Origin of the sequence: Neptunitalea lumnitzerae, from assembly GCF_027924185.1 — a bacterium.
In the GTDB taxonomy this organism is placed as follows: domain Bacteria; phylum Bacteroidota; class Bacteroidia; order Flavobacteriales; family Flavobacteriaceae; genus Neptunitalea; species Neptunitalea lumnitzerae.
On the sequence record NZ_BRVO01000001.1, the window covers coordinates 121,015 to 133,871 of the forward strand.

Here is a 12,857-nt window from a genome sequence, read left to right on the forward strand (position 1 = left end):
CTAAAATACTAAGTAATTTTGAATGAATTATATAGATGCCTCTTCTATTTCTTCGTGTAGCGTTTCCCAGTCTACCATGAGTTGTTCCAAGGTATCTTTTTTCTTTTGATAGGTATCAAAAAAGCCAGGCTTAGAAACGGTTTCATCATAATTTACCGCTAGTTCTACATCTATTTCAGCTATTTCCTTTTCAAGGTCTGCAATAGAACTTTCTACCTTACTAAGTCTATTTTTTAGCGATTTTAATTTCTTCTGAGCTTCGTATGACAGAGCAGCTTTGGTTTCATCAGGTTTGCTTTCCTTTACTTCATCTTTCTTTTCTATAGCTCTAAAGTTTTCGGCATTACGTTGCTCTAAATAATCGTTTACATCGCCTAGGTACTCTCTTATCTTCTTATCCTTAAACTCATACACCTTATCCGTTAGTCCTTGTAAAAAGTCCCTGTCGTGAGACACTAATAATAAGGTACCTTCAAAATTCTGTAAAGCTTGCTTTAAAACATTCTTAGATTTAATATCTAAGTGGTTGGTAGGCTCATCCATTACCAACACATTAAAAGGCTGCAATAACATTTTTGCCAAGGCCAACCTGTTACGTTCCCCACCCGAAAGTACTTTCACTTTCTTATCTACATCATCACCCCTAAACAAAAACGAACCTAAAATATCTCTTACCTTCGTTCGGTTGGTATCATTAGCAGCATCTAGCATTGTATCTAAAATAGTAATTTCCCCATCCAGGTATTCCGCCTGATTTTGGGCAAAATATCCCAATTGTACATTATGCCCTAGTTTTATGCTACCCTTGTAATTTATTTCCCCTACTATCATTTTAGCAAGAGTGGTTTTACCTTGTCCGTTTTGCCCAACAAAGGCTACTTTACTTCCTCGCTCAACCAGTAAGCTCAATCGGTCTAAAATGTGTTTCTCTCCATAACTTTTAGAAGCTTCTTCAACTTCTAAAACCACTTTACCAGGTGTAATGGAAACAGGAAACTGAATATTCATTACCGCATTATCATCTTCATCTACTTCAATGCGGTCTATTCTATCTAACTTTTTAATTAGCGACTGCGCCATAGAAGCCTTAGATGCCTTTGCTCTAAACTTCTCTATCAGCTTTTCCGTTTGTTGAATTTGTTTCTCTTGATTTTTTTGCGCTGCCAATTGCTGCGTACGCATTTCTTCGCGCGTTACTAAATATTGAGAATAAGGTTTATTATAATCGTATATTTTACCTAATGATATTTCAATGGTACGATTGGTTACATTATCTAAAAACATCTTATCGTGCGAAACAATAACTACCACTCCTGTATACCCTTTTAGAAACTGCTCTAACCAAATAATAGATTCAATATCTAAGTGGTTGGTAGGCTCATCCAGTAACAAAACATCGTTATTTTGAAGTAACAACTTAGCCAACTCAATACGCATACGCCACCCACCAGAAAAGGTATCCGTTACACGCTCAAAATCTTCACGTTTAAAACCAAGCCCCAATAACACTTTCTCTGTTTCTCCCTGATAATTGTAACCTCCTAATATTTCATAACGGTGTGTAACATCGGTAAGCCTTACCATCAGTTCATGGTATTCTTCACTCTCATAATCGGTTCGGTTGGCTAACTGATGATTAATTTCATCCATAGCGAGTTCCAATGCCTTAATTTCTTCAAAGGCTTGATAGGCTTCTTCTAAAACGGTTCTTCCTCCTACAAAGTCAATATCCTGTTTTAAAAAACCAATTTGAACATCTTTATCTGAAGCTATCACCCCTGTGTCTGCCGACATTTCTTTAGACAACAGTTTTAGCATGGTTGATTTCCCAGCTCCATTTTTCCCTACCAATCCAATACGGTCTCCCGCATTTAACCTAAAAGAAACTTCTTCAAATAAATATACCCCACCAAAGGATACCGATAAATTATGTATGTTCAACATGATTTGTGACTATAGTTACATTATTCTATGTGCTTATTTTTTACTTTTACATAAAAATTTGAAGCATGTTTAGCAAAGGAACAAAATTAAATAGCATTTTTAAAGGTACTTGCCCAAGATGTCAGGAAGAATCTATGTACATTACTAAAAATCCGTACAATTTATCTAAGTCTTTAGAAATGCATGAGCATTGTTCTCATTGCGGGCAAAAATACAAAATTGAGCCTTCTTTTTTCTATGGGGCTATGTATGTAAGTTACGGGTTAAGTATTGCCTTTTCTGTAGCTGCATTTATCATCAGCTTTTTGTTTTTTGGCTCCACGTTATTAACAGCTTTTATTGCTATTGCTGCTACCTTGGTATTCTTTTTCCCTATAATCTTGAGGCTTTCCAGAAATATATGGATAAACTTTTTCGTGAAGTACGACCCTGAAGCTACTCAAAAGCACCAACTTAAGCATTAGCCTTTAGCCAACGTTTCTTAAATCTTTTAATATCTATTTCAGTATCTAGTGCTGTCTGGTGTTCTATATTCTGTATTAGCTTATCAGCTACGTACGGACCTATCATTACACCACGAGTACCTAAACCATTAAGGATATACATATTTTTATGAGCAGGATGCTCTCCTATTAGCGGCCGTCTGTCTGCTACTGTAGGTCTAACTCCGGCAAGCTGGTCTACAATTTCAAAATCGCACTCAATAAGACCTTTTATCTTATCTAAAAGCTCTGCCCTACCCTCTGGTGTAGGCGTGTTATTCTTATCGGTGTGTTCATAGGTAGCACCTATTTTGTAAAGATCGTTACCAATGGGTATCATAAACCCAGCAGACTTAATCACTTTATCTACTTGCAACTCTGGTGCTTTAATAACTAAAAGCTGTCCTTTGGTACCACGAAGCGGTAAATAATTAAAATAAGGGTTTTGCTCTAGCCCAAAACCTTCACAAAAAATTACCTTACCAACATGTATATCTTTATACGTATAGCCCTCCTCAAGAGCCTTTAATTCGTCATATTTAAAGCTATCAGAAAAGAACATACCCCTATTTAAGTAATATGCCTTAAAACTAGCTATAAGATCCCCTATAGCCACTCTACCGGTGTGTAATACTTCACCAAATTTAAAAGGTGCATTGATAGCATCATAGGTATTCTTCAACAATGCGGTACTCATATAAGTTGAAAGATTAGGCTTATCAGCAGCCTCAAACCACATATTTTGTTCTTCTATGCTAGCAAACTTACGTAACACGGGTTGCTCCTCTATTAGAGATATGTTGAAAAGATGCTCGTAAAAGGAAAAGGTACTATGCATTTTATCTAATTGCTCAGCTGCTTTCCAAACAGGTGTAAACCGTTTTAATATCACAGGATTATACAGGGCACCTGCTACCTCTGATGAACGTTGAGATTCATCGGAAATCATTACAAAACTCTTATTTCTTGCTAACAATTCTTTAGCAAAAGAAATACCTGCTAAACCGCATCCTACAATTAAATAATCTACCATAGGTCAAAAATAAAAAAAGCGTCTTTTACAAGACGCTTTTTAATATATTATTCTGAATTGGATGTAAAAACTAGTAGGTCCACATATCCTGCTCCATATCACGAATCTGTTCTTTAATTCTATCAGATTCTAATAATTGGAACAATGCGTTATCTTGAATATACTCCTCAATTTCTCTATCACCATATACGTTTTCTACTTTATAAATAGTAGCATTAAAACGTCTGGAGTTTAACAAGTGGTCAAAAGAAATTGGTGTTGCAGAGTTACGCTCATTAAAGGCCTTAGAGTCGTACATAATTTGTCTTGCTGTAGGATACCATACCCAGAACAACTCAACAAAAGTACCATCTTCAGCATCTAAGAAGTTAACGTCTCTAGATACAGGACAAATACCTTTTAAACGATATTTTAATTCACCTTGTTTTTTATCAAAATACCAAACACCCATGATTTTGTACCCTTGAATATCAGATGGCTTCACATTAGTTTCTACCACATATCCTTCAGGTAACGGCTCACCAGGATTCGCATTCATAAAATCGAAAGCAACATCAAGCGTATCTTTCTTTTTAAGTCTGTACTCTACTTCATTATAGTCTTCTAACTTAGTAGTAAAATAAGAATCATCATAAACATCTAGCTTACCTTCTTTAAACCCATTAACAAGCACGCTAAATAAAGCACGTCTGTTAGTACCAATTCTCATAGTATCGGTTGGGTAATATAAAGGAAAATTTACACGTTCATCTAAATCGATGAATTCCCAAACTCTTTTCTGCCAAAGTACATCTCTAGCACTAACATACCCATAAGGAATTGGCTTGTTAGAAGAAATACTATCTTCTGCAGACAATTTACCAAGATCCTCAGGCTTTTCAGCGTTTAAGATATTTATTTGTGCAGTAGCATATTGCGCTCCAAACGCAACAAACGCTAATACAGCTAAAACTGTTTTTTTCCAATTCATCATTATTCAGTAATTTATTAAGATTTAGGTTTTATTAATTTTGAACCTCAATTAAAATTGGCGATACTGTTTTAATTCTAACAGTAGAACCATTTGTAGGCTTCGCTTTGATGTCAAAAATTTGAATCATATCACCTCTTCTAGCCTTAGCAATAGCAGCTTTTGCTCTTGCATCCATTCTACTACCGTTAACGTTAACAGAAGCTTGACCTGGCACAGAAACTTTAAAAGATGTTACTCCTAATGGTAAATCAAAATCGAAATCTTCAAAAATAGCCTTTACTTCACCAACAGAAATGTTAGCTTTTGGTAATTTAATACCATCAGTTTTACCTAAGAACTCACCAGTAGGTTTTGGTAAATCTTTAATTCTAAACTTAGCTTGATCACTAACAGGCTGACCTCCAGGTAATGAACCATTAACTTTAATCACAACCTCGCTACCTGATGTAGGCTCCATAACGTATTTACCATTTCCTAATTTATTTAATCCAGGTGCACTAGCACTAATTTTATCAGATGATACACCTGCAAAGGTAATAGTCATAGGATTTTTAACCCCACGGTAAACAACATTCATTTTATCCGCTGCAATTGTAGCAGAATTAGGCATTGGAATTACAGTATATTTTTAATCTACTGCAACTATTTGCTCTTCACCATCTCTTAAGAACATTAATTCTCCTTCTATTTGGTGTTCTCCTACATTACCAGCAGTAACATTTAATTTAACCTTACCATCAATAATTTCATAATCTCCATCACTTAACGGCCTACCATCTAACTTAAGGGTTACTTTGTTTGGTTTGGTTTTAGCATCAGTTTTACCTAATACAATAGAACCATCAAACTTGTCAGATGAGAAATAAGCTGGTTTTGGAGTTTCCATGATTGTTGTAAAGTTATTCATGTTAGCCTCCATCTTTAACTGACCTTGTAACATTGCAGATAAAACCTCAGATTCTGTAGATTCAATATCAGCTTGTAACTGAGTTAATTTAGTCTCACTTGCTACCATTGGAACACCTTCATAATGATAGTTCATCCAATTTTGCTTAGTACCATCACTCAACTGAACCTTATCAGTATTAAACTTATGCTCAACACCTTCAGCAATAGTAGGATAATCAGTTTTGATTGCCTCAATTACAGATTCTCTATAACTTTCAATCATTTCTAAGAATTTCTTTCCTTCTGGTTTTAACCCAGCAGGACTAAAGAATTTTTGATCTAAGAAATCTGGCTTATCTTTTACTTCGTATTCTTTAGGGTTTTCAACAGTTGCATTCATTTCTGCTTTCAACTTAGTTATATAATCATATAACTCATCCCCATTATCCTTAATAACATGTGCTTTTGCTACTAAAGGCTTATATTTCTCAGGCTCTTCATCTACTTTCAACTCTAGACTAGCCATGAACTGATCATTTCTAACCTCAGCATCTTTATTTGAAGCCTCGATTTTTTCGGTCATTGCACCGAAAGCCACAAGTATTTCTTTACCTATATTAAGCGCCAACATAGCGATGAAAACTAAGTACATCAAGTTAATCATCCTTTGACGCGGTGACAATTTTCCTCCTGCCATTTTCTTCTAATTAATTTTAATATTAAATAATTGAATTAACAAATAACTGATTAGTATACACTAATTAGTTTCTGTTCATTGCAGAAAGCATTCCACCATAAACACTATTTAAAGAAGAAAGGTTAGATGTTAACGCAGACATTTGGTTTTTCAACTCACCAGCGTTAGCAGCAACTTCTTCGTTAATAGCAGCTTGCTTAGAAGCACTCTCTAACTGTACCTTGTAAAGACTATTTAAAGACTCTAATTGGTTAGCAGCAGTTTGCATTTCTTCGCTATATTTTTTAGTTGAAGAAACAGCATCTACAGTTGGAGCTATATTTTTAGCAGCACCTTCAAAGTTTTTAATGCTAGTTCCTAAGCTTTGCATTAATTGAGCATCAATCTTAGCTTCTTTCAACATATCATCTAATTTCTTAGATAAAGCTCCTTGAGCTTCTACAGCCTCAACTTCAGTAGTTTTAGCTTTTTTAGCAGTTGCTTGACCACCTGCTAATTCAGGATAAACTTTCGTCCAATCTAATTCGTCTTCTACTGGTTCAAACGCAGCGATGGCAAAAATAAGTGCCTCGGTAACTAATCCAATAGCTAACATTAAAGTACCATTGATTGGTCCAAACTCCCAGTGTGTAATTTTGAATAATGCACCAATAATTACAACTGAAGCTCCTAGTCCGTAGACCATGTTCATAATTTTCTTTCCTGCTTTAGACTTTGCCATAATAATAAAAATAATTTAGTTTAAGTAATAGTTGTTTTTTTCTAGATGGTTTAATTATAAACTACATCTGTTCCCATGTAATCTTGTACAGTTCTGAAACCAATGTAACTTCTTGCTGAATCTTGGTATTCCCAATCTCTGGTACTTACTTGTAACATATATGCTACATCTTTCCAAGACCCACCTCTAATTACCTTTTTACGGTTTGTACTATCAATTACGTTAGGACTCATTGTAGATTCGTATTGGTATGATTCAGGATCATAAGTAGAGTTAGTCCACTCTGCAACGTTACCTGACATGTTGTATAATCCAAAGTCGTTAGCCTCAAATGACTCAGCTTCTACAGTATATAATGCTTGGTCAGCAGCATAATCACCTCTTAAAGGCTTAAAGTTTGCTAAGAAACACCCTGTACTGTTCATCATGTAAGGACCACCCCATGGATACGTTCCAGACTCTAGACCTCCTCTAGCTGCATACTCCCATTCTGCTTCAGTTGGTAATCTGAATTTGTTAACAGGTTGCATACCTTTTTTCGCATTGTAGATATTCTTGTATAAGAATCTCCACTCACAAAAAGCTTTTGCTTGTTTCCATGTAACTCCTACTACAGGATACTCATCATAAGCAGAGTGCCAGAAGTATTCGTTATGCATAGGCTCGTTGTAAGCATACTCAAAATCTTTAACCCAAACTGTAGTATCAGGATATACATTTACAGTTTCAGTTTTTATAAAGTCTTTTCTTGTTTTATCCTTGTCTTTGTTTTTAGCAGCACCTTCAATATCCATCCAAGTATATCTAAAGTTTAAGATATCACTTTTCACAGTAGCCTGCCCATTGAAAGCTTCTTCAACTGGAATATAAACACTATCCACCATAATTTCAGTGTAGTATTCATCTGGATAGTCATTATGATCCCAAATAAGATCAACATCCCAATTCAATCTTCTTCCTGAATAATCATCGCTTAACATAGATTTCTCCATGATATACTTTTCATATTCATTTAAGTCAGTAGTATCTACGTCACTATACGCATAGTCACCAATACCACCTTCTTCAGGAGTTAATGAATTTAATTCTGCAAAATCTGCAAGTTTTACTCTTACAACAGAATCTCTAACCCATTCAACCATTTGACGGTACTCACTATTTGTGATTTCAGTCTCATCCATATAGAAAGAAGGCACAGTAACAGTTTTAGTTGGAGCATTCATTGTATTAGCTAAATCATCGTCAGACTTACCCATAATAAAAGACCCACCCGGAATTAGTGCCATTCCGTAAGGCTTCTCAGAAAACCATCTTTTCCCCTTGGATCCGACAAGCTCACCACGGTCATTTTTACCACAGCTACTTAAGAAGGTAATTGCAACTGCTAACAGCAATAGTTTTTTCATAAACTTGAGGTTAAATTTGTTGTAAATTTTAAGGTCGTAAACCTATCTAATTAATTTTAAAAAAACAATTTTTTATTGAAAATTCTATAAATATCAATCTTAAAAACGTTTTATTGTTGAGTTTTAAATAACTTTATGTTAACAAAGGTAAATTTTAATTAATTTACACTTTTTCGATAAATGCGCCACCATCGTTCTGGGATGTTTTGTTGCGTTGCATCTATATAATCTTGCTCCGTACACGGTATTAACGTCTCTTTAACAAAATTATTATACGAATTTCCAAAATTCGTAATTTCTATCCACCATCTTCCAGATACGTTACTTTTATAAAAAATAAGTTCAGTATCATCTACCGGAACTATATACTTTAAAAAGTCTTCTTTAGTACCAAAAGGATACTCATGAAACCTATAATTAACTCCCTCTATAAAGTACCAAATTACCTGAGCAGTTAATTGATAGCATTTTTCAGTTGACACCATATTATATATACCATAGCAACTTACTTTATCACTAATACCAGCATACCTAGCCAAACCACATATCTCTCTAGAGTTAAAACCATTAGGATATGTACCCGGCGCATTCCCCAAATCAGTTCCCTGCACCACTTTCATATCTACCGAAACTAAATCGGCATTTCTAAACACAGGCTCCATAGTGTTCATTGCATTGGTAGCTTCACCCAAACGGTAATATTCAAAAAACAATTTCTCCATCAAATCTACAGCCTCCTGAGAATTGTAGTACACCTGATACCCTATATTAGCATAATCACTAAGGTTAGGCGGATTTTCTTGTATTACACTATTCAAAAAAGACCTCTCATGCAACCCTTCATCATTAAACACTAAATCAAAAGAACTATCTATCGCTACCAAGTTCACCATCTGATCTAATTGATCATAAGCTCTATAAGTAGCATAGGTTAAATCTTGTGTTCCTCCTAGTACAATAGGTGTAATGTGTTGTTTTACCAAAGCAGCCGTTACTTCTTTCAAAGCAAAATAGGTATCCTGTACGCTAGCTCCTGGTTCAATATTCCCTAAGTCTGCTATCGTTACATTCCAGTTCCCTGGAAATAATTGATAAAATTGCCGTCTTAATTCTTCCAGATTAGAAGGATCTGAAATTGTATATTTTGCTCCTCTATATTCTGGCACCCCCACTAAAGCAACAGTAACCCCCTCTAAGTCAGGAATCCCGTGCTCTTGTGTATGCAATACCATTTTAGAACCTATAGTATAAACGTTTAATGCTGCCGCATATTGCACAACATCTTCATTTATAGGAGTTAAAAACTCGAGCCCCATTTTTTATTTTGATTTTGCCTTTGCTTTAGTTTTTGTTTTTGCAGTACTCTTTTTAGCCTTACTAGGATATTTCTGCTCTATCAACGCCTTCACCTCATCCAAACTTAAAGCAGCTGCATCTACATCTTTACTAAGCTCTACTTTTTTTGTTCCTTTTTTAATTACTGAACGCCCCCATCTTGCCTTTTCTACTCTAATATTCTCCTCCGGCCACTCGTTCAATAATTTCTCCGCTTCTTTTTTCAACTTATCTTCTATCAAGAAAGCCACATCTTCTTCCGATAAATTATCAAAATCGAACTTCTTATTTACATTAATAAATATTCCATCCCACTTAATAAACGGTCCAAATCTACCTTTTCCTTTGGTAACATCTTTTCCTTTATAAGTTGTAATAGGCGCATCTGCTTTTTCTTTAGCCTTCACTAATTCTATAGCACGTTCTTTGGTAACCCCCATTACATCTTCTCCTTTATCTAAAGAGATATATTTTTTACCATGCTTTACGTACGGACCAAAACGCCCTACGTTCACTTGCAATTCCTCACCTTCATAAGTCCCTACAGTACGTGGCAACTTAAACAAATCCATAGCCTCTTCAAAGGTAATCTTATCCAAAGACTGATCTGGTAATAAACTTGCAAACTTTGGCTTCTCCTCATCTTCAGAAGAACCTATTTGCACCATAGGACCGAAACGACCTAAACGTACACTCACCGGTTTACCTGTTTCAGGGTCCTCCCCTAAAATACGCTCTCCGGTTTCTCTACCAGCATTCTCCTCTACTTCTTTTACATGCGGATGAAAATCTTGATAAAAACCTTTCATCATGGCTTGCCAATCTTCCACACCCTCGGCTATATTATCAAAACTCTCCTCTACTTTTGCAGTAAAGTTATAATCTAATATATTTTCAAAATTATTTACTAAGAAATCATTTACAATCATTCCTATATCGGTAGGTACTAACTTCCCTTTATCCGCCCCAACAGTTTCTGTCAACTTCTCTTCTTTAACAGCCGCATCAGTCAAAGTTAACTTATAGTAAGAACGCTCCATTCCTTCTAACGCACTACGCTCTACATACCCCCTGTTTTGAATGGTAGAAATAGTAGGTGCATACGTAGACGGACGCCCAATACCAAGCTCTTCCAACTTCTTCACCAATGATGCTTCTGTATATCTGTATGGCGCTCTGGTAAAACGTTGCGTAGCATCCATTACCTTATTAGCTAAAGGCTGCCCCACTTTTAACGGTGGTAACATTCCTTCTTCTTGCTCTTCCTCGTCATCGGTTCCTTCCAAGTAAACTTTTAAGAAACCTTCAAACTTAATAATCTCTCCATTAGCACTAAACACCTCATCGTGAGTACTTGCTTCAATTTTCACATGTGTACGCTCCAACTCAGCCTCACTCATTTGCGATGCTAATGTACGTTTCCAAATAAGATCATATAATCTTGCTTGGTCACGCTCTATATTTACCGAATGTTTAGACATATCGGTAGGTCTAATTGCCTCGTGAGCTTCTTGTGCTCCTTTAGATTTTCCTGTAAAGTTTCTTGGCTGACTATATTCTTTACCGTAATAACTTTCAATTTCTTTTTGAGCCGCACTAATAGCCTCACCGGATAAGTTTACACTATCCGTTCTCATATATGTAATCAATCCTGCCTCATACAAACGTTGTGCAAGATTCATTGTTTTTGATACCGAAAAATATAACTTTCGAGACGCCTCCTGCTGCAAGGTAGACGTAGTAAATGGTGCCGATGGCGACTTTTTAGCAGGTTTTTTATCTAAATTACCCACCTTAAACTCAGCATTAGCATTTTCTTGTAAAAAGGCTTTAGCTTCTTCTAAAGTATTAAAACTCTTAGGCAGCTTAGCTTTTACCGCCACACCTTTATCGGTAGTAAATACAGCAGATACTTTAAACGATGCCTCAGGTTTAAACTCTTGAATCTCACGCTCTCTTTCAACAATTAAACGCACCGATACAGACTGTACTCTACCTGCAGACAAACCTCCTTTTACTTTTTTCCAAAGTACAGGAGAAAGCTCATACCCAACCAATCTATCTAACACTCTACGTGCCTGTTGGGCATTCACTAAATTATAATCTATAGTTCTTGGTGTTTCTATAGCTTTTAAAATAGCATTCTTAGTAATGGAGTTAAAAACTATACGTTTTGTTTTGTCTTTATCCAGTTTTAAAGTTTCCGCTAGGTGCCAAGCTATCGCCTCACCCTCGCGGTCTTCATCACTAGCTAACCAAACAACCTCTGCTTTTTTCGCAAGATCTTTAAGTTTCTTAACCAGTGTTTTTTTATCACTTCCCACTACATACTTCGCAGAAAAATCACCCTCAACATCAACCCCTAACTCCTTGGAAGGCAAGTCGGCAATGTGTCCAAAACTAGACTCTACCTTATAATCCTTTCCGAGAAATTTCTCAATGGTTTTTGCTTTTGCTGGTGACTCTACGATCACTAAATTTTTGGCCATAGTTATTTTTTAGATAAATGCAAAAGTATGAGTTTTTTTTAAATTCTTTTTTTCTTCAAAGTTATTAACACATAAATTACATAAAATTAAAACTTTTCTACCACTAGTTTTTCCTCATCAAAACCAACAGCATCTTTATATATATAGTATAAAGGTATAACTTGTAAACATGCTGTAAAGAAGATACCTATACCACATGCTAACGCCCCTAAACTAGCTATCATTCCTAAAACAAGGGTTAATCCAAAAATAAGAATCCAATATTTATTACCCAATTTAAAACTAATCTTAATAATTTCTGAAACACTTAATTCAGGATTAAAAGCAAAAATCACAAGAAATAAATTTATAGGAACCGCTACATAATACGCAGGTAAAATACACATCATCAAAGCTATCAAGGAAATCCCAGCTGCTGCAAGTCCTAATACAAAGGTTTTTCCAAAATACCTAGCCTTGCAATAATAAAACAAATCTGAGGTATCTGCATTCCCGTAATAATCAGCATTCTTACACACCCTCAAAAAACCAGCAATTAAGGCATAAGTTATAAAAGACATAAATATAACCATAGCTAACCCTGCTAAAAACGCCCAAGATAAAGTACTAAATATAGCTATAGGTTCTATCGCATCACCAACCTCTGAAGCCTCAGCAAAAGCACTTAACCCAGCCATAGGCAACATTACCACAACCATAAACGGAATCATAATTATAAATACACAGGCTATCATTAAAAAACCTTGCCACCAAACTTTTTTATACAAATCAAAAGTTCTTGAAAAAATATCGCCAAAATCTGGGCTTGCACTTCTTTCAATGCGAGAAGAAAGTTGAAAAAAATCCATAAAAGTTAAATTGGTTAGTTGAGTAAAAAACCAAATGTACA

The 12,857-nt window shown here is 35.5% G+C and carries 11 protein-coding genes; 1 reads left to right on the plus strand and 10 read right to left on the minus strand.

Annotation, left to right across the window (positions count from 1 at the left end):
• Positions 1 to 27: 27 nt before the first annotated feature.
• Complete coding sequence (locus Y10_RS00485; RefSeq protein WP_281763393.1) at positions 28 to 1,944, minus strand: ABC-F family ATP-binding cassette domain-containing protein; 1,917 nt, start codon at positions 1,942 to 1,944, stop codon at positions 28 to 30.
• 65 nt (positions 1,945 to 2,009) lie between these two features.
• Here Y10_RS00485 and Y10_RS00490 point away from each other — a divergent pair, with 65 nt between their 5' ends.
• On the plus strand, positions 2,010 to 2,408 hold the full coding sequence (locus Y10_RS00490) for a DUF983 domain-containing protein (protein ID WP_281763394.1): 399 nt from the start codon (positions 2,010 to 2,012) through the stop codon (positions 2,406 to 2,408).
• On the opposite strand, the gene Y10_RS00495 is transcribed toward Y10_RS00490, so the two are convergent.
• From Y10_RS00495 to Y10_RS00535, 9 genes are all read right to left on the minus strand, one after another.
• Positions 2,398 to 3,459: an NAD(P)/FAD-dependent oxidoreductase gene (locus tag Y10_RS00495; protein ID WP_281763395.1), complete on the minus strand. Its 1,062-nt coding sequence runs from the start codon at positions 3,457 to 3,459 to the stop codon at positions 2,398 to 2,400. The two genes, Y10_RS00490 and Y10_RS00495, sit on opposite strands and share 11 nt — an antisense overlap.
• Positions 3,460 to 3,529: 70 nt before the next feature.
• Entirely contained in the window at positions 3,530 to 4,432 is a 903-nt protein-coding gene (gene porN / locus Y10_RS00500; RefSeq protein ID WP_309297811.1) for a type IX secretion system ring subunit PorN/GldN, read from the minus strand.
• Between the two features lie 31 nt (positions 4,433 to 4,463).
• On the minus strand, positions 4,464 to 5,042 hold the full coding sequence (locus Y10_RS00505) for a GldM family protein (protein ID WP_281763396.1): 579 nt from the start codon (positions 5,040 to 5,042) through the stop codon (positions 4,464 to 4,466).
• 18 nt (positions 5,043 to 5,060) lie between these two features.
• Positions 5,061 to 6,017: a type IX secretion system motor protein PorM/GldM gene (gene porM, locus Y10_RS00510; protein WP_281763397.1), complete on the minus strand. Its 957-nt coding sequence runs from the start codon at positions 6,015 to 6,017 to the stop codon at positions 5,061 to 5,063.
• A gap of 64 nt (positions 6,018 to 6,081) precedes the next feature.
• On the minus strand, positions 6,082 to 6,738 hold the full coding sequence (gene porL, locus Y10_RS00515; RefSeq protein ID WP_281763398.1) for a type IX secretion system motor protein PorL/GldL: 657 nt from the start codon (positions 6,736 to 6,738) through the stop codon (positions 6,082 to 6,084).
• A gap of 50 nt (positions 6,739 to 6,788) precedes the next feature.
• Entirely contained in the window at positions 6,789 to 8,144 is a 1,356-nt protein-coding gene (gene porK, locus Y10_RS00520) for a T9SS ring complex lipoprotein PorK/GldK (RefSeq protein ID WP_281763399.1), read from the minus strand.
• Between the two features lie 158 nt (positions 8,145 to 8,302).
• On the minus strand, positions 8,303 to 9,460 hold the full coding sequence (locus tag Y10_RS00525) for a formimidoylglutamase (protein WP_281763400.1): 1,158 nt from the start codon (positions 9,458 to 9,460) through the stop codon (positions 8,303 to 8,305).
• A 3-nt stretch (positions 9,461 to 9,463) separates the two neighbouring features.
• Positions 9,464 to 11,968 carry a type I DNA topoisomerase gene (gene topA, locus Y10_RS00530; RefSeq protein ID WP_281763401.1) on the minus strand — a complete coding sequence of 835 codons (2,505 nt, stop codon included), beginning with the start codon at positions 11,966 to 11,968 and terminating at the stop codon, positions 9,464 to 9,466.
• An 86-nt stretch (positions 11,969 to 12,054) separates the two neighbouring features.
• Positions 12,055 to 12,816, minus strand: a complete 762-nt coding sequence (locus Y10_RS00535) for a hypothetical protein (protein WP_281763402.1) — start codon at positions 12,814 to 12,816, stop codon at positions 12,055 to 12,057.
• Positions 12,817 to 12,857 lie beyond the last annotated feature (41 nt).